At 73.6% G+C, this 22,184-nt stretch carries 19 protein-coding genes and 1 pseudogene; 9 read left to right on the top strand and 11 right to left on the bottom strand.

All coding sequences use genetic code 11. The annotated features are described in order from the left end of the window. The first annotated feature begins 138 nt into the window (after positions 1–138). Entirely contained in the window at positions 139–528 is a 390-nt protein-coding gene (locus WBK50_RS15220) for a hypothetical protein (RefSeq protein WP_341336253.1), read from the top strand. Between the two features lie 7 nt (positions 529–535). Here WBK50_RS15220 and meaB read toward each other — a convergent pair whose 3' ends face one another. From meaB to WBK50_RS15190, 7 genes and pseudogenes are all read right to left on the bottom strand, one after another. After that, a complete protein-coding gene (gene meaB / locus WBK50_RS15215; RefSeq protein WP_341336252.1) occupies positions 536–1,519 on the bottom strand; it encodes a methylmalonyl Co-A mutase-associated GTPase MeaB in 984 nt (327 codons plus the stop codon). Beyond that, positions 1,519–3,713, bottom strand: a pseudogene (scpA, locus tag WBK50_RS15210) (methylmalonyl-CoA mutase). Before scpA ends, meaB begins: the two are co-directional and overlap by 1 nt. Beyond that, the gene (locus tag WBK50_RS15205; RefSeq protein ID WP_341336251.1) at positions 3,710–5,623 is read right to left on the bottom strand and encodes a methylmalonyl-CoA mutase subunit beta; all 1,914 of its coding nucleotides are present in this window, start codon (positions 5,621–5,623) and stop codon (positions 3,710–3,712) included. Before WBK50_RS15205 ends, scpA begins: the two are co-directional and overlap by 4 nt. 138 nt (positions 5,624–5,761) lie before the next feature. Next, complete coding sequence (locus tag WBK50_RS15200; RefSeq protein ID WP_341336250.1) at positions 5,762–6,235, bottom strand: Rieske (2Fe-2S) protein; 474 nt, start codon at positions 6,233–6,235, stop codon at positions 5,762–5,764. Positions 6,236–6,255: 20 nt separating this feature from the next. Next, the gene (locus tag WBK50_RS35135; RefSeq protein ID WP_445942362.1) at positions 6,256–6,768 is read right to left on the bottom strand and encodes a DUF6529 family protein; all 513 of its coding nucleotides are present in this window, start codon (positions 6,766–6,768) and stop codon (positions 6,256–6,258) included. Between the two features lie 25 nt (positions 6,769–6,793). After that, positions 6,794–7,201 carry a pentapeptide repeat-containing protein gene (locus WBK50_RS35130; RefSeq protein WP_445942361.1) on the bottom strand — a complete coding sequence of 136 codons (408 nt, stop codon included), beginning with the start codon at positions 7,199–7,201 and terminating at the stop codon, positions 6,794–6,796. A 123-nt stretch (positions 7,202–7,324) separates the two neighbouring features. Beyond that, positions 7,325–7,927, bottom strand: a complete 603-nt coding sequence (locus WBK50_RS15190; protein WP_341336248.1) for a hypothetical protein — start codon at positions 7,925–7,927, stop codon at positions 7,325–7,327. Positions 7,928–8,182: 255 nt separating this feature from the next. Here WBK50_RS15190 and WBK50_RS15185 point away from each other — a divergent pair, with 255 nt between their 5' ends. The 7 genes from WBK50_RS15185 to WBK50_RS15155 all read left to right on the top strand — a co-directional run bounded on the left by WBK50_RS15185 (position 8,183) and on the right by WBK50_RS15155 (position 17,084). After that, the gene (locus tag WBK50_RS15185) at positions 8,183–8,785 is read left to right on the top strand and encodes a sigma-70 family RNA polymerase sigma factor (RefSeq protein ID WP_341336247.1); all 603 of its coding nucleotides are present in this window, start codon (positions 8,183–8,185) and stop codon (positions 8,783–8,785) included. Continuing rightward, on the top strand, positions 8,782–9,489 hold the full coding sequence (locus WBK50_RS15180; RefSeq protein ID WP_341336246.1) for an anti-sigma factor family protein: 708 nt from the start codon (positions 8,782–8,784) through the stop codon (positions 9,487–9,489). The genes WBK50_RS15185 and WBK50_RS15180 overlap by 4 nt, the downstream gene beginning before the upstream one ends. 124 nt (positions 9,490–9,613) lie before the next feature. Continuing rightward, positions 9,614–11,059: a cytochrome ubiquinol oxidase subunit I gene (locus WBK50_RS15175; RefSeq protein WP_341336245.1), complete on the top strand. Its 1,446-nt coding sequence runs from the start codon at positions 9,614–9,616 to the stop codon at positions 11,057–11,059. Positions 11,060–11,073: 14 nt separating this feature from the next. Further along, the gene (cydB, locus tag WBK50_RS15170) at positions 11,074–12,096 is read left to right on the top strand and encodes a cytochrome d ubiquinol oxidase subunit II (protein WP_341336244.1); all 1,023 of its coding nucleotides are present in this window, start codon (positions 11,074–11,076) and stop codon (positions 12,094–12,096) included. A gap of 1 nt (position 12,097) precedes the next feature. Continuing rightward, complete coding sequence (gene cydD, locus WBK50_RS15165) at positions 12,098–13,810, top strand: thiol reductant ABC exporter subunit CydD (RefSeq protein ID WP_341336243.1); 1,713 nt, start codon at positions 12,098–12,100, stop codon at positions 13,808–13,810. A gap of 521 nt (positions 13,811–14,331) precedes the next feature. Next, the gene (cydC, locus tag WBK50_RS15160; RefSeq protein WP_341339391.1) at positions 14,332–15,522 is read left to right on the top strand and encodes a thiol reductant ABC exporter subunit CydC; all 1,191 of its coding nucleotides are present in this window, start codon (positions 14,332–14,334) and stop codon (positions 15,520–15,522) included. A 134-nt stretch (positions 15,523–15,656) separates the two neighbouring features. Next, complete coding sequence (locus WBK50_RS15155; RefSeq protein ID WP_341336242.1) at positions 15,657–17,084, top strand: hypothetical protein; 1,428 nt, start codon at positions 15,657–15,659, stop codon at positions 17,082–17,084. 13 nt (positions 17,085–17,097) lie between these two features. Here the strand turns inward: WBK50_RS15155 and WBK50_RS15150 are convergent, their stop codons facing one another. Genes WBK50_RS15150 through fabG form a run of 3 tightly spaced genes read right to left on the bottom strand, consistent with a single transcriptional unit; the run spans position 17,098 to position 19,997 of the window. Continuing rightward, positions 17,098–18,330: a DUF4032 domain-containing protein gene (locus tag WBK50_RS15150; RefSeq protein WP_341336241.1), complete on the bottom strand. Its 1,233-nt coding sequence runs from the start codon at positions 18,328–18,330 to the stop codon at positions 17,098–17,100. A gap of 46 nt (positions 18,331–18,376) precedes the next feature. Next, positions 18,377–19,225 (bottom strand): PaaI family thioesterase, encoded by an 849-nt coding sequence (locus WBK50_RS15145; protein WP_341336240.1) that lies wholly within the window; start codon positions 19,223–19,225, stop codon positions 18,377–18,379. Between the two features lie 10 nt (positions 19,226–19,235). Then, positions 19,236–19,997 (bottom strand): 3-oxoacyl-ACP reductase FabG, encoded by a 762-nt coding sequence (gene fabG, locus WBK50_RS15140; RefSeq protein ID WP_341336239.1) that lies wholly within the window; start codon positions 19,995–19,997, stop codon positions 19,236–19,238. 188 nt (positions 19,998–20,185) lie between these two features. Here fabG and WBK50_RS15135 point away from each other — a divergent pair, with 188 nt between their 5' ends. Continuing rightward, the gene (locus tag WBK50_RS15135) at positions 20,186–20,947 is read left to right on the top strand and encodes an SDR family NAD(P)-dependent oxidoreductase (protein WP_341336238.1); all 762 of its coding nucleotides are present in this window, start codon (positions 20,186–20,188) and stop codon (positions 20,945–20,947) included. On the opposite strand, the gene WBK50_RS15130 is transcribed toward WBK50_RS15135, so the two are convergent. After that, a complete protein-coding gene (locus WBK50_RS15130; protein ID WP_341336237.1) occupies positions 20,944–22,125 on the bottom strand; it encodes a 5-methyltetrahydropteroyltriglutamate--homocysteine methyltransferase in 1,182 nt (393 codons plus the stop codon). The two genes, WBK50_RS15135 and WBK50_RS15130, sit on opposite strands and share 4 nt — an antisense overlap. Between the last annotated feature and the right edge of the window lie 59 nt (positions 22,126–22,184).

Below are 22,184 nucleotides of genomic sequence, written 5' to 3'. Positions count from 1 at the left end.
CGTGCTGCCCCCAGCGCGCCGCGGCGGCGGCCGGCTGTCCCCTCGGTCCGGCCCGGGTTCGGTTCGTCGGCGGGGGCCGTCGTTGCGGTGGGTCAAGGAAAGGTGGACGATCCGCCGGCGTCAATGTATCAATGACATATGAACTACGAAGAGGCCCAGCGCTGGATCGAACGCGTCGACCCCTCCGTCACCCGGGACCGCTCGCTGACCGCCCAGCTCGCCTTCCTCGCCGAGCGCAGCAAGGAGGGCGCCCTGACCAACGACGCGGCCGCGGCCTGGTACGCCCTGGTGCAGGAGATGCGCCGGCAGGCGGACTACTACGAGCGCGGGCTCATCCGGAAGCTGCGCAGCGACGGGATGACCTGGGCGAAGGTGGCCGACGCGGTGCAGGCCCAGCTCTCCAGCCGGCAGGCCGCCCAGGCCAAGTGGAAGCGCCTGCTGGACCCGGGGCGCCGCACCACCACCGGTGACATGCGCCGCGGCGGCCGGCCCAAGGGCACCGGCACCCGCCCGCCCGAGAGCGGGTGAGGCCCGCTCACATCCCGAGCAGGTCCAGGATCTCCTGCGCCGCCAGCGTGGGCGTCAGCTCCCCCGCACGCACGTCCTTCGTCAGCTTCGGGAGCCTGCCCTTGACGCCCGGGTCCGTGGTCAGCCGGTCCATCAGCTGGTCCCGGACCATCGCCCACATCCACTCGACCTGCTGGTCCGCGCGCCGGGTGGCCAGCTCCCCCGCCTCGTCCAGCGCGGCGCGGTGGGCCAGGACCTTCTCCCAGACCTCGTCGAGCCCCGTCCCGGTCTGCGCGCTGCAGGCCAGCACCGGCGCCCGCCACGCGTCCGTCAGCGGCGTCATCATCCGCAGCGCCCCGGCGAGGTCCCGGGCGGCGGCCTTCGCGTCCTTCTCGTGCGGGCCGTCCGCCTTGTTCACCGCGACGACGTCCGCGAGCTCGAGGATGCCCTTCTTGATCCCCTGCAGCTGGTCCCCGGTGCGGGCAATGGTCAGGAACAGGAACGTGTCCACCATCCCGGCGACGGTGACCTCGGACTGCCCGACGCCGACCGTCTCGACCAGCACGACGTCGTAGCCCGCCGCCTCCATCAGGACCATCGTCTCCCGGGTGCGCCGGGCGACCCCGCCCAGCGTCCCGGCGCTCGGCGACGGCCGGATGAACGCGTTGTCGTGCGTGGCGAGCGCCGCCATGCGCGTCTTGTCCCCGAGGATCGAGCCCTTGGTCCGGGTCGACGACGGGTCGACGGCCAGGACCGCGACCTTGTGGCCCGCGCCGGTGAGCCGGGTGCCCAGGGCCTCGATGAACGTCGACTTCCCGACCCCCGGCACCCCGCTGATGCCGACCCGGGTGGCCCCACCGGCGTGCGGCTGCAGCTCCAGGAGGAGCTGCTGGGCCGCCTGCCGGTGGTCCGGCCGGTTCGACTCGACGAGCGTGATCGCCCGCGCGAGCACCGGCCGGGAGCCGTCGAGGACCCCCTTGGCCAGCGCCGGGACGTCCGGCTGGCGTGCCATCAGTCGTCGGACTCCACGTGCAGGGCCGCGGTCAGCTTCCCGAGCAGGTCCACCGCCGCCTCGGCGATGACCGTGCCGGGCGGGAACACCGCCGCCGCGCCCATCTCCAGCAGCTCGGGCACGTCCGCGGGCGGGATGACGCCGCCGACGACGACCATGATGTCGCCCCGGTCGAGCTTGGCCAGCTCCTCGCGCAGCTCCGGGACCAGCGTCAGGTGCCCGGCCGCGAGGGGCTCGCCCCGACCACGTGCACGTCCGCCTCGACGGCCTGCCGCGCCACCTCGGCCGGGGTCTGGAACAGCGGGCCCACGTCCACGTCGAAGCCGAGGTCCGCGAACGCCGTCGCGATGACCTTCTGGCCGCGGTCGTGACCGTCCTGGCCCATCTTCGCGACGAGGATCCGCGGCTGGCGGCCCTCCTCCTCGGCGAACTCGGCGACGAGCTCACGGGCACGGGTGATGGCCGGGTTGCTGCCGGCCTCCTCGGAGTACACGCCGGAGATGATCCTGATCTGGCCGGAGTGCCGCCCGAACACCTTCTCCAGCGCGTCCGAGATCTCGCCCACGGTGGCCATCGCCCGGGCGGCGTCGACGGCCAGGCCCAGCACGTTCTGGTCGAAGTCCCGCCGGCCGCCCTCGGCGATCGCCGCGGCGGCGTTGGTGAGCTTCTCCAGCGCCCGGTCCACCTCGCGGGAGTCCCGCTCCCGGCGCAGCCGCTCCAGCTTCTCGATCTGCTCGCGGCGCACGTTCTTGTTGTCGACCTTGAGCACCTCGATCTGCTCGTCCTGGTCGACCACGTACTTGTTCACGCCGATCACCGGCTGGCGCCCCGAGTCGATCCGCGCCTGGGTGCGGGCCGCGGCCTCCTCGACGCGGAGCTTCGGGATGCCCGCGTCGATCGCCTCGGCCATCCCGCCGGCCTTCTCGACCTCGGTGATGTGCGCCCACGCCCGCTTCGCGAGGTCGTAGGTGAGCCGCTCGACGTAGTAGCTGCCACCCCACGGGTCGATGACCTTGGTGGTGCCGGACTCCTGCTGCAGCAGCAGCTGGGTGTTGCGGGCGATCCGCGCGGAGAAGTCCGTGGGCAGCGCGAGGGCCTCGTCCAGGGCGTTGGTGTGCAGGGACTGTGTGTGCCCCTGGGTCGCGGCCATCGCCTCGATGCAGGTGCGGACGACGTTGTTGTAGACGTCCTGGGCCGTGAGCGACCAGCCGGAGGTCTGCGAGTGCGTCCGCAGGGAGAGCGACTTCGGGTTCTTCGGCTCGAACTGGTTCACCAGCTTCGACCAGAGCAGGCGCGCGGCCCGCAGCTTCGCGACCTCCATGAAGAAGTTCATGCCGATCGCCCAGAAGAAGCTCAGCCGCGGGGCGAAGCTGTCCACGTCCATGCCCGCGTCGATGCCCGCCCGCAGGTACTCGACCCCGTCCGCGAGGGTGTAGGCGAGCTCGAGGTCGTTCGTCGCCCCGGCCTCCTGGATGTGGTACCCGGAGATCGAGATCGAGTTGAACTTGGGCATCTTCCGGCTGGTGTAGCCGAAGATGTCCGAGATCAGCTGCATCGACGGCTGGGGCGGGTAGATGTAGGTGTTGCGGACCATGAACTCCTTGAGGATGTCGTTCTGGATCGTCCCCGTGAGCTGCTCCGGCTTCACCCCCTGCTCCTCCGCCGCGACGATGTAGAGCGCGAGCACGGGCAGGACGGCGCCGTTCATGGTCATCGACACGGACATCTTGTCCAGCGGGATGCCGTCGAACAGCTGGCGCATGTCGAAGATCGAGTCGATCGCGACGCCCGCCATGCCGACGTCCCCCGCGACGCGCGGGTGGTCCGAGTCGTAGCCGCGGTGGGTGGCCAGGTCGAACGCGATCGACAGGCCCTTCTGCCCGGCCGCGAGGTTGCGCCGGTAGAACGCGTTCGACTCCGTCGCGGTGGAGAACCCGGCGTACTGCCGGACCGTCCACGGCTGGCTGGTGTACATGGTCGGGTACGGCCCGCGCAGGTACGGCGTGATGCCCGGGTAGGTGCGCAGGAAGTCCACGCCCTCGAGGTCCGACGCCGTGTAGAGCGGCTTGACCCCGAAGCCCTCGGGCGCCTGCCAGGTCTCGGGACGCTGCGCGCCGCCGAGGGCGGCGGACCAGTCCGTGCCGGGCGTGGTGTCGCCGAGCAGCGGGACTCCGGTGAAGTCGGGAATGCTCATTTCTCTCCCTCCAGGGCGCCGTACACGTCACCGATCACGGCCAGGGCGTCGCAGCCGGCGAAGAGGTAGCCGTCGACGCCGGGGACCGGCTCCTTCGGCCTGCCCGCGAGCAGCACGTACGCCGCGCCCGCCTCGCGCAGGGCCGCCGCGGTGGCCTCCGCCCGCTCGTCGTAGAGCTTGTCGGTCGAGCAGATCACCGCGACCGGCGTACCCGACCCCTCGAACGCCTTCGCGACGTCCTCGGCGGACTCGGTGGGCCCGGCCTCCGGACCCGCGATCCCCCCGGCCTGCAGCAGGTTGCGGGCGAACCCGGCCCGCGCGGTGTACGCCGCGAGCGGGCCCAGCGTGGCCAGGAACGCCTGCGGGCGCTCGCCCTTCTCGGCCAGCAGCGCGTCCGAGCGGTCCCGGTAGGCCTCGTACGCCTCGGCCGGGCGGTAGAGCGGCAGCCCGCCCCGCTCGACCGGGGCCGGGAGCGGGGTGCGCTCGACCGGCTTCTCGTCCAGGTCCGGGAACTCGCTGACGCCGGTGAGCGGCGTCTTCCGCGTCGCGACGCCCTTCTCCCGGATCGCCTGGACCTCGGCCACCTTCTCGGCGACCAGGCCCGAGTCCAGCGCGGCGACCGCGCCGCCCGCGCCCTCGATCTCCTGGAAGAACGCCCACGCGGCCTGCGCGAGGTCGTCGGTGAGGTGCTCGACGTACCAGGAGCCGCCCGCGGGGTCGATGACCCGGGCGAGGTGGGACTCCTCGATCAGCAGCGTCTGGGTGTTGCGGGCGACGCGGCGGGAGAACGGCTCGGACTGGCCGAGGGCCGAGTCGAACGGCGGGACCGTGACGGCGTCCGCGCCGCCGACGCCCGCGGCGAACCCCGACACCGTGCCGCGCAACATGTTCACCCACGGGTCCCGGCGGGTGAGCATCGTGGGCGAGACGACGGCGTGCTGGGCCTGGCCCGGCCCGTCCGCCCCGGAGGCCTCCAGGACCCGGCTCCACAACCGGCGGGCGGCGCGGAGCTTGGCGATGGTCGGGAACTGCTCGCCGGTGGCGGCGTAGCGGAACTCCAGCAGCCGGGCGGCGGTGGGTACATCCAGGTCCGCGGTGAGGGCCCGCAGGTACGCGACGCCGGCGGCGAGGGAGAAGCCGAGCTCCTGGGCGTCCGACCCGCCGGCCTCGTGCACCGGGGTGGCGTCCACGACGACGGCCTTGACGTGCGGGAAGTCCTTCGCGACCCGGGTGGCCAGCGGGACCACCGAGTCGACGGGCGCACCGGAACCGGTGCGGGCGCGCAGGCCGATGGGGTCCAGCCCGAGCGTGCCGAGGAGCGCGTCCCCGGCGACGCCCTTGTCCGCGGCGAGGGCCAGGAACGCCTCGGCGGCGGCCTCGGCCTCCGGGCCGGCGTCCAGCACGACCGGCGCGAGGTCCAGCAGCACCTCGTCCAGGATCGCGGCCAGCGACGAGACGGGCGCGCCGTTGGGGCCGAGGCCGAGCCAGATCGAGCTGACCCCGCACTCCAGGTCCGCCATGATCGAGAGCTTCGCGGCCTCGGGGTCGGCGAGGGCGTGCTGCTGGCGGACGTCCCAGCCGCCGGGGACGTGCCCGGCGGCGAGGTCCCCGCGGACGTAGGGGGCGCTGCCCGGCACTCCCGTCGCGGGCAGGCCCTCGACGTCCTCCGCGGCGTAGAGCGGCTGCACCCGGATGCCGTCCGGCGTGGTCCAGGCCAGCTTCTCGACACCCGCGCCGAGCGGCGCGTCGTCGGTGATCCGGCGGGACTTGCGCAGGACGCCGTCGACGGCGGCCGTCCACTCGTCCCGGCTCGGGGTGTCGAACTCGCCGGCCAGCACGAGCTCGTCCGGGACGAGCTCGTCGGGCACGCCGCCCTCGGGCACCGGCGGGTCCTCGTGGGTCGTACTCATCGCCACTCCTCCTCGGCCGCGGCGGCGGGCACGAACCGTTGTGCGCGCCGTTACCCGGGGTTGCGGGGAGTCTAGGTGAGCACCCCGGCAACGGGCAGCGGTGACATCGTGGCCTGGACCACGCCCGCGAGCGGGTGGTCAGGCCAGACGGATGGACTCCCCGTCGACGGTGATCGCCTTCTCCGGCAGCGGCTTCTTCGCCGGGCCCGCGGTCGGGGCGCCGTCGGTGATCGAGAACTTGCTGCCGTGACACGGACAGTCGATGGTGCCCCCGGTCACCGCGTTGACCGTGCAGCCCTGGTGCGTGCAGGTGGTCGAGAAGGCCTTGAACTGCCCCTCCGCGGGCTGGGTGACGACCACGCCCTTGTCGGCGAAGATCGTCCCGGAGCCGACGCCGACGTCCGAGGTCGAGGCCAGGACGGCGCCGCCCCCTTGCGGTGCCGCGCCCGCGCCTCCGGCGGCGCCCGGCGCCGTGGTGGGCGGCGCCGGGGTGGGCGGCGCCCCGCCCGAGTCGTAGGTCGAGCATCCGGCGACGGCGAGGCAGCCGGCCGCGCAGGCCGCCCCGGTCCCGGCGAGCACGGCCCGCCGGGAGACGGTGGTGTTCGGGGTCACTGATGATCCTCCAGAGGGCGTCAGAACGTGAGGCCGTGGGTGCTGAGGAACCACACCGACGACGTCAGGAACAGGGCGGTGAGCGCGGTGAAGACCAGGCCGCCGAAGACCGGCATCACCCAGCGCGGGGCGTCCCGGCGGCCGAGCAGCAGCATCTTCGCGACGAACGCGCCGTAGAAGAAGCAGCCCAGCAGCGAGTGGGCGAGCACCCGGACGCTCGCGTCGGAATAGCCGAGCGCGTAGAGGCAGTGCACGGCGACCGGGATGGTCAGCAGCACCGCGATCCGGCCGGACCAGCGGTGTGCGGACGCGGTCCGGGGGCCGGCGGCGCCGCCGAGCCGGCCGTACATCCGCATCGCCGAGTAGAGCTGGATCACGGCGAACACGAACGCGGCGGCGGTCAGCCAGCTCTTCGCGGCCAGGCCGCTGGAGAAGCCTGCGAGGTTGATCGCGGTGCCGGTGCCCTCGTGCAGCCGGGCGTAGACGCCGATGGCGACCGACACTCCGATCCCGACGCCGACGGGGACGACCAGCGCGGCGAGCCGGGGAGCGGGGCGGTCATCGTGCCGCTGCAGGCCGGGCTCGTCGTAGCCGGGCTCGTCGTAGCCGGGCTCGTCGTAGCCGGGCTCGTCGTAGCCGGGCTCGTCGTAGCCGGGCTCGTCGTAGCCGGGCTCGTCGAGGACCGGGGACTCGTAGGCACGGTCGTCCGGGTAGGGGTGGCCGTCCGGGTCGGTCGTGAAGAGCGTGTCGCCGTAGGGGTCGTCGTCCCGGTACGGGCCTGCGTACGGGTCGTCGTCGCCCTGCCCGTAGAGGTCGCGGGGCGGGTCGCCGTACGGCTCGGGGCTGCGGTGGACGGCCGGGAACGGCCCGGTCACTTCGTCGTGCGGGCCGGGGACGGGGCGCATCGCGCCGGTGGGCGGGTCGAGGTCGTCGTGCTCGTGCCCGCGGACCGCGGGGATGCCCCAGGGGTCCGTGGGCGGGTCTGCGCGGTAGGCGGCCTGGGGGTCGGGGTCCGCGCCTCCGTGGAGGGCGGGATCGGACGGCCGGGTGTCACGCACGCGGGGTACCTCCGGGGATCGTGGTGGCCGGTCAGGCGTTCGACAGCTTGCGCAGGGCTGCGCGGTCCGTGGGGTCCGCGGGCTGCTGCTTCGCGGCCTGTGCGGCGAACGGCCAGCTCTTGCCGCCGACGGACACGTTCCCGAGGACGGAGTCCTCCGTGGTGTCCGCCGTCATGGACGTACCGTCCGGACCGGTCAGCGTCAGCGAGCTGCCCTCCATCGTGCCGGTCAGCCACTCCTCGACGCCCTTGCCGTCGCAGACGTAGGCGAGCACCTGGCCGTCCTTCACCCCGACGGAGAGCGTCACCTGGTTGCCGGCGGAGCGGCCGGCGAACGCGGTGTCGCCGGCGGCCGGCTGGGCCGGAGCCCGGGTGGCGGGGGCCGCCGCCGGCGGGGCCTGGGCCGCAGGGGCCGCCGGAGCCCGGGCTGCCTGCTGGTCGGCGGGCGCGGGGGCCGCCTCGCCGTAACCGTCCGAGGACCCGGAAGCGCCGTCCGCGGGGGCCGACGCGGCGAGGGGAGCGGCCGCCGCGTCGATCGTGGACGTCGCCGGGCTCAGGACGGTGTTCACGGCGAAGACCGCCACGCCGACCGCCAGGACGGCGAGCAGCGTCAGTACGGGGCCGCGAGTCCTCATCGTCACTCCAGTGTCAGAAGGTGGTGCCGTGCGGGAAGGTCGTTGCGGGGAGCCTTACGACGACCGACACGGGGCCCGACCCGGAAAGGTTCACCCGATCGGGGAAGATTCTTCAGGTGGCTCGCCGGCGCGGACCGGTGAACCATTCGCCGGGACGGTCCGTGTGGGTGGGCATGGCCTTCGCTACGCTCCCTCAGCTCCGACGGGACCGGTGCGTCGCAGTACCTCCAGACCCCGACCGAGTGTGGGAGACGCATGTCCCTGAGATCTCCGGGCGCCCGTCGCGGGCGGGCGACCCGGAACGGGCCGAGGACCGGCTCCGCGGCGGAGCGACAGGACGCCGCCGACGAGGCACTGATCCGGGCCGTCTACGCCGAGCACGGCGGTGCCCTGCTCGCGTTCACGACGAGGTTGCTCGGTGACCGGGCGGCGGCGGAGGACGTCGTGCAGGAGGTTCTGGTGCGCGCCTGGCAGCACGCGGACGTGCTGACGAACGGGAAGGGCTCGGTGCGCAGCTGGCTGTTCACGGTGGCCCGGAACCTCGCGACGGACCGGGTGCGCGCCCAGCGGGCCCGCCCGGCCGAGGTGGCCGAGGACGCCGCTCCCCCGCCGCTGTCCGGGGACCACGCGGACCGGGTGGTGGACACGCTCACGGTCCTCCCGGCGCTCGAGCGCCTTTCGGCGGACCATCGAGAGGTGCTGCAGCAGGTGTACTTCCAGGGCCGGAGCCTCCCGGAGACCGCGGCGGTGCTCGGCGTGCCGCCCGGGACCGTCAAGTCCCGCTCCTACTACGCCCTCCGCGCGCTGCGCACGGCCCTCGTCGGGCGCGACCCGGTCGAGGGGGCGGTGACGCCGTGACCGGCCCCACGAGGCTCCCGACCGGGGAGACCTGCGGGTTCGATCCCGCCGAGCTGAGCGCCCACGTACTGGGCCTGTCGACGCCGGCCGAGGCCGCCACCGTCGAGGCCCACCTGAGGCAGTGCGCGCGCTGCCGCGACGAGTGGGAGGACCTGCGGGCCATGACCCGGACCCTCGACGACCTGCCCCCCGAAGCCCTCTACGACGGGCCGCCGGACTCCGATCTCGTCCTGCACCGGGCGCTGCGGCGGATCCGCAGCGAACGCGGCAGCCAGCGCCGCCGCACGGGGCTGCGCCGCACCGCCGTCGCCGCGGTGGCGGCGCTCGTCCTGCTCGCCGGCGGGGCGATCGGCGGCCGGATCACCGCGCCCGACGCGCCGCCGGCCGGCACCACCGTGGCCACCGGCAGCCGGAGCGCCGCAGTCACCCAGGGCGCGGTCGACGCGTCGGTGACCGTGGTCCCCGTCGCCAACTGGATCCGGCTCGAGGCGACCGTCAAGGGCGTGCCCCAGGGCGAGCGCTGCCGGCTGATCGTGGTCGCGGCCGACGGGCGCCAGGAGATCGCCGGCGGCTGGATCGTCGGCCCGGTGGGCGAGTCGAGGGGCGTCACCCTCGACGGGAGCGCCGCCGTCGCGGCGAACGACGTGAAGGCGGTCCTCGTGCGCAACGACGCCGGGCGCACCTTCGCCGAAGTCACCCTCTGATCCGCCCCGGACCGCGTCGCGGAGCCACGACGCGCGGGTGTCGTGGATCTCGCAGCGACCGATCTTCTACGTCGTGTAGAACTACTACAGGACATAGAACTTCGGCTCCCGGAGGAAGACCTCGATGGCGCTCGACCTGGCTCGGTGGCAGTTCGGGATCACCACGATCTACCACTTCCTGTTCGTCCCGCTGACGATCGGTCTCGCGGTGATCGTCGCGTCCCTGCAGACTGCGTGGCACCGCACCGGGCGCACGGAGTACCTGCGCGCCACCAAGTTCTTCGGGAAGCTCTTCCTGATCAACTTCGCGATGGGCGTCGTCACCGGGATCGTGCAGGAGTTCCAGTTCGGGATGAACTGGAGCGCCTACTCGACGTTCGTCGGGGACGTCTTCGGCGCCCCGCTGGCGATGGAGGCGCTGCTGGCCTTCTTCCTGGAGTCCACGTTCATCGGGCTCTGGATCTTCGGCTGGGACAAGCTGCCCAGGCGCGTCCACCTGGCCTGCATCTGGGCCGCGGCCATCGGCACCAACCTCTCGGCCTACTTCATCCTCGCCGCGAACGCCTGGATGCGGCACCCGGTCGGCTACGAGGTCGACCCCGTGACGGGCCGCGCCCGGCTCACCGACATCCGGGCCGTCCTCACCAACGACCAGGCCTGGTCGACCTACCTGCACGTCGTCTCGGCCGCGTTCGTCATCGCGGGGCTCTTCGTCGCCGCCGTCAGCGCCTACAAGCTGATGAAGGAGCGCTGGGGCGACGGGGCGCCGCACCCGGACGAACACCCGCTGTTCCGCCGGACCCTGCGCGCGGGATTCGTCGTCACGATGATCGCCGGGTCGGTCGTCGTGTTCTCCGGGGACCACCAGGCCAAGCTCATGGCGCAGTACGAGCCGATGAAGCTCGCCGGCGCCGAGGCGCTCTGGACCCAGGAGGACGGCGCGGGCTTCTCGCTCTTCGCGGTGGGGGACATCGAGAACGGGCGCAACCACCTCAACATCCAGGTCCCCAAGGTGCTCAGCTTCCTGGCCACCGGGGACCTCGAGGGCAATGTCGCGGGCATCAACGACGTCCAGGCCCGCTACGAGGCGGTCTTCGGCCCCGGTGAGTACATGCCGAACGTGGGGGTCCTGTACTGGGCGTTCCGGCTGATGATGGGCCTGGGGGGCGCCGGCATCGCGATCTCGGTGCTCGGTCTCTGGCTGACCCGCAAGGGCCGGCTCCCGGACCACCGCTGGATGTACCGGGTGGTGATCGCCGCGTTGCCGGCCGCGCTGGTGGCGAACATCTTCGGCTGGATCCTGACCGAGATGGGCCGCCAGCCCTGGACGGTCATGGGCGAGCTGCTCACTGCAAACAGCGTCTCCCCCGGCGTCAGCCTGGCCGAGGTCGCGGTCTCGCTGGGCGCCTTCACGGCGATCTACCTGGTGCTCGCGGTGGTCGAGGCGAGGCTGCTGTTGCGCTACATCGAGGCCGGGCCGGCCGCCGTCATGCCGTACCCGTCGCCCGAGGCCACGCCCGTCGAGGCCGAGCGGACCGAGGACGAGCGCGTGCCCGCGTTCGTCTACTAGGAGTCGGAGCCATTATGGATCTCCCCGTCGTCTGGTTCGTCGCCATCGCGTTCCTCTGGACCGGCTACCTCGTCCTCGAGGGGTTCGACTTCGGTGTCGGCGCCCTGCTCCCGGTCCTCGGCCGGGACGACACCGACCGCCGCGTGATGATCAACTCGATCGGCCCGGTCTGGGACGGCAACGAGGTCTGGCTGATCACCGCGGTCGGCGCGACCTTCGCCGCGTTCCCGGCCTGGTACGGCTCGATGCTCAGCGGCCTCTACCTGCCGATGCTGGCGATCCTGCTGGCGCTCATCGCCCGCGGCGTCGCGTTCGAGTACCGCGGCAAGGTCGACGACGTCGCGTGGCGGCGCCGCTGGGACGTCGCGATCGTCGCGGGCAGCACCGTCCCGGCGTTCCTCTGGGGCGTCGTGTTCGCGAACCTCGTCCGCGGGCTGCCGATGACGGCGGAGCACGTCGTCACCGCGACCGTGTTCGAGCTGTTCTCGCCGTACGCCCTGCTCGGCGGTGCGCTGACGCTCGCGCTGTTCCTGCTGCACGGCGCGGTGTTCCTGTCGCTGAAGACGGACGGGCCGGTGCGCCTGCGGGCCCGCCGGTTCGCCGCGCGGGCCGCGCTCGTCGTCGTCCCGCTGCTGGTCGGGTTCCTCGGCTGGACGCAGGCGCTGGGCGGTTCGAGAGGTTCGGGAGGCGCGGACTGGACCCTGCCCGTCGCGGTCGTCGCGGTGCTGGCCCTGATCGCGGGCTCGGCGCTGGTGGCCCGCGGACGGGAGGGCCGGGCGTTCTCGGCCACCGCGGTCGCCGTCGCGGCCCTGGTGGCGGTGATCTTCGGTTCACTGTTCCCCCAGGTCCTGCCCTCGACGACGGACCCGGCGTTCTCCCTCGACATCCGCAACGCCGCGTCGGCGCCGTACACGCTGACCGTCATGAGCTGGATCGCGCTGATCGCGCTGCCGGTGGTGATCGGCTACCAGACCTGGAGCTACTGGGTGTTCCGCAAGCGGGTCGCGCGCGCGGACATCACGCCGTCGGTCCACTGAGATGAAACCCCTCGATCCCCGCCTGCTGCGTACGGCGAGCGCCGTCCGCGTCCATCTCCTCGTCGCCACGGGGTGTGCGGCCGGCCTCACCGGGCTGATCGTGGCGCAGGCGTGGCTCGTGTCCGGCGCCGTCGCGAGCGCGACCGACGGCGCCGGGCTCGAGGAGCTCGCCCTGGTGATCGCGGCCGTTGCCGCGGTCGCGGTCGCCAGGGCGCTGCTCGCGTACGGGGCGGAGGCCGCGGCGGTGCGCAGCGCCGCCCGTGCCAAGTCCCAGCTCCGACGGCGGCTCGTCGCCCACGTGACCGGCGGCCCGCCCACCCAGCGCAACGCCGGGGAGCTGGTCACCCTCGCCACCCGCGGCCTCGACGCCCTCGACGACTACTTCGCCCGCTACCTCCCCCAGCTCGTCCTCGCGGTGCTGGTGCCGGTGGCCGTGCTCGTCGTCGTGGTGCGCGCGGACTGGGTCTCCGCCGTCGTCATCGCGGTGACGCTGCCACTGATCCCGCTGTTCATGGCGCTGGTGGGGATGCACACCCAGGCGCGGACGAACCGGCAGTGGCGGCTGCTGAACCGGCTCGGCGGGCACTTCCTCGACGTCGTGGAGGGGCTGCCCACGCTGGCCCTGTTCCGGCGCGCGAAGGCCGAGGCCGCGCTCGTCCGGCAGGTCACCGACCAGCACCGCGAGTCGACGATGGGCACGCTGCGGGTCGCGTTCCTCTCGGCCTTCGTGCTGGAGGTGCTGGCGACGCTGGCCGTCGCGATCGTCGCCGTCGAGGTCGGGCTGCGGCTGATGAACGGCGGGCTGGACCTGCGGACCGCGCTGCTCGTGCTGATCCTGGCGCCGGAGGCGTACCTGCCGCTGCGCGAGGTCGGCGCGCGGTTCCACGCCAGCATGGAGGGGATCGCGGCAGCGGAGCAGGTCTTCACGGTGCTCGACGGCCTGGGCGGGGCCCCCGGGTCCGGCGGCGGGCACGCGGCGGGGACCGGCGACCTGCGGTTCGAGGGCGTCGGGGTCACCTACCCGGGCCGGGACCACCCCGCCCTCGAGGGCTTCGACCTCACGGTCCCCGCGGGTTCGACGGTGCTGCTCAGCGGCCCGAGCGGCGCCGGCAAGACGACCCTGCTGTCCCTGCTCCTGCGTTTCGTCGAGCCCACCCGCGGCCGGGTCACCGTCGGCGGCCGGGACCTGGCGGCGCTCGACCCCGACGCGTGGCGCCGCGAGCTGGCCTGGGTCCCCCAGGACCCGCACCTCTTCGACGACACCCTCGCCGGCAACATCCGTCTCGGCGCGCCGGACGCGTCGGACGCGCAGGTGCGCCGGGCGACGAGCCTGGCCGAGCTCGACGAGGTGGTCGCCGGCCTCCCCGACGGCTACGCGACCCGCCTCGGCGAACGCGGCGCGCGGCTCTCGGCCGGCCAGCGCCAGCGGGTCGCGCTGGCGCGGGCCTTCCTGCGGGACGCCCCGATCGTCCTGCTGGACGAGCCGACCGCCCATCTGGACCCGGAGAACGCCCGGGCGGTCCGCCGCGCCGTCACCCGGCTCGTCGAGGGCCGCACCGCGCTCGTCGTGGCGCACGACGAGGGCTGGGACCTCGGCCGCCCTGTGCGCGTGGAACCTCGTTCTAGCGAGGTTCCACCCGCACGACCCCCGCTGAGCAGCGACGATGCCGGTCTTTCCAGGCCGGCCGAGGTCGTGAGCGGCAATGTTCGTTAGAACGAGGTTCCGCGCGCACAGTGTGGTCAGGCTGGTCGGGCTGGCGCGGCCGCGGGGGGCGCGGTTCGGGCTGGGGGTGCTCGCCGGGGCGGCCGCGACCGCCTCCGGGGTCGGGCTGCTGATGCTCGCGGCCTGGCTGATCGCGACCGCCGCCACCCACCCCGGGATCACGGCGCTGAGCGTCGCCGTGGTGCTCACCCGGGCGCTCGGGGTGAGCCGCGGGGTCGCCCGGTACCTGGAGCGGGTCGTCACCCACGACGCCGCGCTGCGCACCCTCGCGGACACCCGGGACCGGGTCTACGCCCGGCTCGCCGCCACCGAGCCCGTCCGCCGGTTCCGCTCCGGGGACCTGGTGTCCCGGCTGGTCAACGACACCGACGCGACCCAGGACCTGCTGGTCCGCGGGCTGGCCCCGCCGCTGTCGGCGCTGCTCGTCGGCTCGGGGGTGGTCGTCGTCGGCACGGCGCTGCTGACCGAGGGCGGGCTGCTCCTCGCCGCCGGGCTGCTCCTCGCGGGGCTCGCTGTCCCGCTGCTGGCCGCGGCTGCCGGCCGCGGCCCCGGACGACGCGCCGCGAACGCCCGCAGCGAGCTTCTCGACGGCGCTCGTCGACGCCCTGCACGGCGCCCCGGACCTCGTCGCCCACGGCGCCATGGACCGCGCCGTCGCACGGGTGGAACGGGCGGACGCCGAGCTCACCCGGGTCGCCCGCCGGGACGCCGGCCTGCTCGGCCTCGGCGCCGGGGCCTCCGCGCTCGTCGCGGGCCTGACCCTGTGGGGGACGCTGCTGCTCGGCGTCGCCGCGGTGTCCGACGGCCGCCTCGGCCCGATCCCGCTCGCCGTCCTGGTGCTCACCGCGCTCGCCGCGTTCGAGATCGTCGCGCCGCTCCCGGGCGCGGCGGCCCGGCTGGGTGCGATCGAGGCCGGCGCCACCCGGCTGTTCGACGTCCTGGACACCCCGCCCGAGGTCCGGCCCGCGCCCGACGCGCCCGTCCCGGCGGATCCGGCGCCGCTGCAGGTCCGGGACCTGCGCGTCCGCTACGCCGAGACCGGGCCCTGGGCCCTCGACGGCCTGGACCTCGACGTCCCGCCGGGCGCGCACGTCGCGGTCGTCGGCCCGAGCGGCGCGGGCAAGAGCACCCTGGCGTCGGTCCTGTTCCGGTTCCGCGACGCCGGCGGGGGGAGCGTCACCCTCGGGGGCCACGACCTGCTGCACCGCTCCCCCGACGCCGTCCGCGCGGCCGTCAGCGGCGTGCCGCAGGACCCGCACGTCTTCGACAGCACGGTCCGCGAGAACCTGCGCCTCGCGCGGCCGACGGCCACCGACGACGACCTGCGCGCCGTCCTCGACCGGGTCCGCCTCGACCTCGAGCTCGACGACGCCGTCGGCAGCCACGGCCGCAGGCTCTCCGGGGGCATGCGCCAACGCCTGGCCCTGGCCCGCGCCCTGCTCACCGAGCCCGCCCTGCTGGTCCTCGACGAGCCCACGGCCCACCTCGACCCGTACACCCGCGACGCTGTGCTCGACGACCTGCTGGCCGCCGCCCGCGGCCGCTCCACTCTCCTGATCACCCACGATCTCGCCGGGACCGCGCGCTGCGACGCCGTGCACGTCCTCGTCGACGGGCGGGTAGTGGAGCACGGCACGCCGGACGAGCTGGCCGGGCGGGACGGCTGGTACCGGAGGGCGACCGTCGTCACGCCGGTGGGATGATGCGCGCGACGGACGAGTGCACGATCGGCTGAACCGGTCTCAGCGTCGCCACAGGGACCCCCCTCCAGACTCCGTCCCATCCGCAGGTCCATGCGCCGTCCCCGGCCTGCACCGCCAACCGTGAGGTCTGACCCGTGCCGTTCGCCAGGATCCGTCGAGAAGGATCCCGCCCCGCCCCCCGCCGCACGTCCCGCCGCGGCCCGGTCGCGCTGGTCGTCCCCGTGCTCGGGGCTCTGCTCGCCGCCACGCTCGTCCTCGCGGGCTGCACCTCGTCCACGGGCACCGATGCGCAGGCGACGAAGGCGGACGACTCCGCGAGCTACCTGGACCTCGGCCAGGGCTGGAGCTGGCAGAAGCAGCCGACGCCCACGGAGCTCGGGGTCACCCACACCCAGGACAGCCTCGACCCCAACGAGCCCGACGCCGCCCGGGGGCGCGGCGAGGACATCCTGCGCAACGACGGTGCCATCTGGCAGAACATCCACCTGATGGGCTTCGGCACGGTCAACCCGGAGCCCGCGGAGGGCGACTTCGACTGGGCCTCCCTCGACACCCGGATGAAGCTGGTCGAGGACACCGGGGGCCGCACGGCGTTGACGCTGTGCTGCTCGCCGGACTGGATGAAGGGCGGCTCGCAGGGCGAGACCGACTGGTCGAAGCTCGAGCGCGCCCCGCTCCCCGAGTACTTCGACGCCTTCGCGAAGCTCTCCGCCGAGGCGGTGCAGCGCTACCCGCAGGTCGAGCGGGTGCTGGTGTGGAACGAGCTGAAGGGCTTCTACCACTCCGACGAGAACCGCTGGGACTACGAGGGCTACACCGAGCTCTACAACAAGGTCTACACCGCGGTGAAGGCCGTCCGGCCGGACGTGCAGGTCGGCGGCCCCTACCCCGTCATGACCAGCCTGGCCGCGGACGACCACAACGCCACCACCGAGGTCACCGGGACCTGGGGGGCGCTGGACGAGCGTCCCATGGACGTCATCGACTACTGGCTCGAGCACAACGTGGGCGCGGACTTCATCACCGTCGACGCCTCCACCTCCATCCGTTCCGGCGACGCCGTGGACCCGGTGAGCGTGGGCGCGGAGAAGCTCGCCGCGATCGACACGTGGCTGCGGGGCAAGACCCAGCTGCCGATCTGGTGGGCCGAGTTCTACTCCGACGTCCCCCCGGGCGTCGTCGGCGGACCGCAGAGCCAGGCGAGCGCCGCCTCCGCGCTGGCCTCGGTGGCCGCCTTCGCGAAGTCCGGTGCCGCGGCGGCGCTGCTCTGGGGTCCGCAGGGCCACAGCCTGGAGTACTCGGCGCTCTGGACGGACAGCACGCAGGACGACGGCGGGCAGCCGACGCCGCTGACCCGGGCCTGGCAGTGGCTGGTCCCCCGGCTGGCCGAGGGCAACGTGGAGATCGGCAGTTCGCAGACGTCGCCGCTGATCGGGTTCCGGGCGCCGGACGGCAGCGCGCTGATCGTCAACGTCAGCAGCCGGCCGGTCCCGGTCCCCGGGCACGACGCGCTGGAGGGCTGGGCCATCGCCGAGCGCTCCGGCGCCACCTCCGGGTCCTGACCCCGGACCCGGCTCAGAAGACGTCCGGGTCCGTGGGCGGGTCGGCGACCAGCTCCTCCGGCACGTCCGGCAGCACCCGGTCGATGTAGTCCCGCGCCGCCGCGGTCGTCCCGATGTCCCGTCCGGCCTGCTCGGACAGGAACCACCGGTGCTCCAGCACCTCATGGAAGACCTCGGCGTCGTCGAGCCGCCCGCGCAGCTCGGCCGGCACCCCGGCGAGCACCGGTTCGTAGACCTCGCCCAGCCAGCGGCTCGCCGCCACGGACTCCGGGACCGGGCGGCGGCCGGTCTGCTCGAGGTAGCCGCGGTAGCTCGCGATGTCCGCCAGCAGCCGCCGGGCCTGGTTCTCCCCCACGTCCAGCCCGGTGCGGGTGAACAGCTGACGGCGGTGGTGCCCGGACTCCGCCACCCGGGTCCGCACGCGCAGCCGGCTGCCCTCCGGGCCGGCGTCGAGCAGCTCCACCTCGTCGACGTCGAAGCCCAGGTCGTTGAGCCGGCGCACCTTCTCCGCGATCCGGTAGCGCTGCTCGTCCGCGCGCAGGACCGTCTCGCTGGTCAGCTCGTCCCAGAGCCGGTCGTAGCGCCGGACCAGCTCGTCCGCGACCCCGATCGGGTCGATCCCGGGCGGCAGGGCTTCCCCGGCCTCCAGGTCGAACAGCTCTCCGCCGACGCGTTCGCGGGCCATCGCGACGTCGTACTCGCGCTGCCCGCGGGAGAGCGACGGGTGCATCTCGGCCGTCTCCGTGTCCACCACATAGGCGGCGAGCGCGCCCGCGTCGAGCCGGAACAAGGTGTTCGACAGCGAGCAGTCGCCCCACATGAACCCGGCCAGGTGCAGCCGGACGATCAGCTCCACCTGGGCGTCGAGCAGCCGGTCGGCCATCCCGCCGCCCCGCGGGTTCGCGAACAGGGCCCGGTAGGACGACGAGTGCTCCAGGAACCGGGTCACCAGGATCGCGTCGAGGCCGGGCCGCTCGACGACGACGCCCAGCACCTCCACCGACGGCACCCCGAGCTCGACGAGCCGGCGCAGCAGCGAATACTCCTTGCGCGCCAGGCGCTCGTCCAGCTCCTTGAGGGCGAAGACCTCGCCGCCCTCGGACACGAACCGCACGACGTGCCGGGAGATGCCCCGCTGCGGGATCTCGACGATCCGGTCGTCCACCCACTCCTCGAGGGGCTCACCCCACGGCAGCGTGAGCAGGCCCGCGGCGGCCTCGGCGGGCGGGGTGAAGACGAAGTGCACCGGCGGACTGTGGCACGGACCACTCGGCCCGCGCCACAGGTCCGGCTCAGGACACCCGGCGGGTCACCGTCGCCGTCGTCGCGAGCCGGCCGGAGCCGCTCCACGCCTCCACCTGCACGACCCCGAACGAGCGGCCGGCATGCACCGGCCGGGTCCGGAACAGGGTGTCCCCGGCGATCGGCGACGGCCGCAGGTAGGCGATCCGGAGCGAGCCGGTGACGAACGGGCGGCCGGCGGTCGCGGGCAGCGCCGCGACCGCCGCGAGCTCGCTCGCCGTGGCGAGGATCCCGCCGTGCACGGTCGCCAGCTCGTTGGACAGCGCCGGCGAACCGGGGAGGCGCAGGCTGGGGCCGTCCTGGACCGAGGCCGTCGGCGCGGAGCCGTCCGCGGCCGGGACGAGCACACCGCCGAGGAGCTCCACCAGGTCCCGTGCCCGGGGCACGGGCACCGGCGCGGGCGGCGCGAGGTCCGGAGGTCCGTCGACGAACTTGCCCCACTCGGTCGCGACCGCGACCACGCGCCCCGCGTCGTCGAGCACCTGCCCACGGGCGAGGACGCCCTCGCCGTCGACGTGCACGACGGACGCCGCGCACTCGAGGCTGCCCTCGAGCGGCACCGGGCCGGCCAGGTCGACGGCCAGCTCGGTCGTCACCGCCCAGCCGTCCGGGGGCCGGCCGACGAGCGTCGCCTGGCCCAGGACGGCGTCGAGCAGGACCCCGAGGACGCCGGCGGACGGCTGGCCGTCCGGCCCGGCCGCCCAGGGACCGCAGCTCATCGACGCCCGGCAGACACCGGCGTCGTCGACCGTGATCGGGCCGACGCCGAGCAGCCGGTCGGGGCCGCTCGGCGGCGGGACGACCACCGGGGCCCGGGGCGCGGACCCCGGGTTCCGCATGGTCGTCACGTCAGGCCTTCGGGCCGCCGGCGACGTAGATGACCTGCCCGGACACGAAGCCCGCGGCCTCGCCGACGAAGAACGACACCATGTTCGCGATGTCCTCGGGCGCGCCCGCGCGCTGCACCGGGATCTCCTTGGCGCGGGCCGCGAGGTACTCGTCCCACGGGATGTTCAGCCGCTCGGCGGTGTTCTTGGTCATGTCGCTGGCGATGAAGCCGGGCGCGATGCAGTTCGCGGTCACGCCGAACTTGCCGAGCTCGATCGCGAGGGTCTTGGTGAAGCCCTGCAGGCCCGCCTTGGCCGTGGAGTAGTTGGCCTGGCCCCGGTTGCCGAGCGCCGAGGTCGACGAGAGGTTGACGATCCGGCCGAACCTGGCGTCGACCATGTGCTTCTGCACGGCCTTCGTCATCAGGAACGAGCCCTTGAGGTGCACGCCCATCACGGCGTCCCAGTCCGACTCGGTCATCTTGAAGATCAGGTTGTCCCGGGTGATCCCCGCATTGTTGACGAGGATCGTCGGCGCACCCAGCTCCTCGGCGACGCGCGCCACGGCCTCCTCCACCTGCGAGGCGTCGGAGACGTCCGCCCCGACCGCGAGGGCGGTCCCGCCGGTCGCCGCGATCGCGTCCGCGGTGCCCTTCGCCGCGGACTCCTCGAGATCGACCACCGCGACCGCGAGACCGTCGGCCGCCAGCCGCTGCGCGGTGGCTGCGCCGATACCGCGGGCGCCGCCCGTCACGATGGCGACCCGCGCCTGGGACTGCGTCATCTTCCACGTCTCCTTCGACTGATCGGTCGTGGTGTGCCCGAGTGGATCCGGGCCCACCGCTCCCCGCGATCGTCGCATCCCGGGGTCGCCCCGGCGCAACCCGATGTGACGGGGGGTCCACCCGGGCCGCCGGGGCACGGGCGACGGAGTCCTGATCGGCCGTTCACGAGTCCCGTAATGTCCCGGTCATGACGGTTCTCGAACGGTTCTCCCTCGACGGCAAGGTGGCGATCGTGACCGGGGCGTCCTCCGGTCTGGGCGTCGCGTTCGCCAAGGCCCTGGCGGAGGCGGGGGCCGACGTCGTGCTCGGCGCCCGCCGCGTGGACCGCCTGCAGGGAACGGCGAAGCTGGTCGAGGACCTCGATCGGCGTGCGCTGGCCGTCGCCACGGACGTGGCCTCGCAGCCCGACTGCCAGGCCCTCGTCGACGCCGCGATGGCCGAGTTCGGCCGGGTGGACGTGCTGGTGAACAACGCCGGCGTCGGCACCGCGGTCCCGGCGACCCGGGAGACCGTCGAGGAGTTCACCCGCGTCATCGACATCAACCTCAACGGCTGCTACTGGATGGCGCAGGCCTGCGGGCGGGTCATGGGCCCGGGCAGCAGCATCATCAACATCTCGAGCATCCTGGGGATCACCACCGCCAACCTGCCGCAGGCCGCGTACGCGGCGAGCAAGGCGGGGCTGATCGGGCTGACCCGGGACCTGGCCCAGCAGTGGGGCGGGCGCAAGGGCATCCGGGTCAACGCCATCGCGCCCGGCTTCTTCGCCTCCGAGATGACGGACACCTACGCGCCCGGCTACCTCGACTCGATGATGCCGAGGGTACCGCTGGGCCGGAAGGGCGACCCGGAGGAGCTCGCGGCCAGCGTGGTGTTCCTGGCCAGCGACGCGGGGGGCTACGTCACCGGCCAGACGCTCCCGGTGGACGGCGGGATCACGATCACCTAGGGGACGGCGACGCCGAGGGTCTCCGCGGCGAGCCGCGTGCCCTCGACGCGGTTGTGGATCTTCTGGAACGCGACGTCGCGCGCGTGGTCCGGCGAGCCGTGGTTCGGCTTCTCGTCGATGCTGAACGGTGAGAACCCGCAGTCGTCCGTGGCGCCGAGCTGCTCCTTCGGGATGAAGTTCGCCGCCCTGACCAGCGCGTCCCGGATCTCCTCCGGGCTCTCCACCCGCGGGTTCTGCGGGTTGGTGACGCCGATGTACGCGGTCTGCGCGACGCCGTTCGCGTCGTCGCGCAGGTTCTCGCCGATGGCCTGCAGCACCGGGTCCTTGTCCCGCTCGCTGGCCATCTGGATCAGGAAGTACCCGGCGTCGATCTCGAACATCGACGGCAGCAGGTTGGTGTAGGGCACGTCCGCGGAGTGCACGGAGTCCCGGTCCCCGCCGGGGCATGTGTGGATGCCGATGTCCCGGCGCTCGTCGGCGGTGAACCTGGCCATCACGCGGTTGTTCAGCTCGATGAAGTGCGGGAGCAGCCCCGCGCCGGTCCAGGGGTTGCGCGGGTCCGCGCGGGTCGCGAGCCGGCCCTCGGTGAAGTCCACGCTGACCCGGGCCGCGCCGGCGTCGAAGGCGGCGCGGATGTCCTTCTCGCACTCGTCGATCAGGGCGGCCTCGAACTCGTCGCGGCCGTAGTCCGCCACCGGGTCGGTCAGGGGGTAGAGCAGCGCGAGCATCGACGGTGCGATGACCGCCTGCTTCATCGGCGTCGAGCCGGCGTACGGCAGCGACCTCCGCAGGGAGTCGGCCGCGTAGTTGACGTAGGAGAACGGGCCGCGCTCCAGCTTCGGCAGCTGTCGCCCGTGCCCGTCGGCGAAGATCGCGAAGAACTGTCCGCCCGGGCCCAGCGTCGGCGCCAGGCCGGTCCCCGCGAGCGTGTCGGTGATCGGGTAGGTCGCGAACGACGACCAGCGCTGCTCTCCGTCGGAGATGATCGGCGCGCCGGTCGCCTTGCCCCGCTCGATCGAGTCCTTGATCGCCGAGTCCTGCTCCGCATCCAGCGCGGCCTTGTCGATCCGTCCCTCGTCGTAGTCCGCGTAGGCCTGCTGCAGCCGGCTGGGCCGGGGCAGCGACCCCACCGGCTCGGTCGGGATGCCGGTGGCCGTCCTGGGGTCGTATCCGCTCATGGAGAGGGCTCCGTATCGTGGCGCTGGGAGAGGATCACTCGTTCGGGTCGACCGTCGGC

Source organism: Pseudonocardia sp. T1-2H (assembly GCF_038039215.1).
Lineage (GTDB): Bacteria > Actinomycetota > Actinomycetes > Mycobacteriales > Pseudonocardiaceae > Pseudonocardia.
This window is presented reverse-complemented; position numbering and strand designations above follow the sequence as displayed.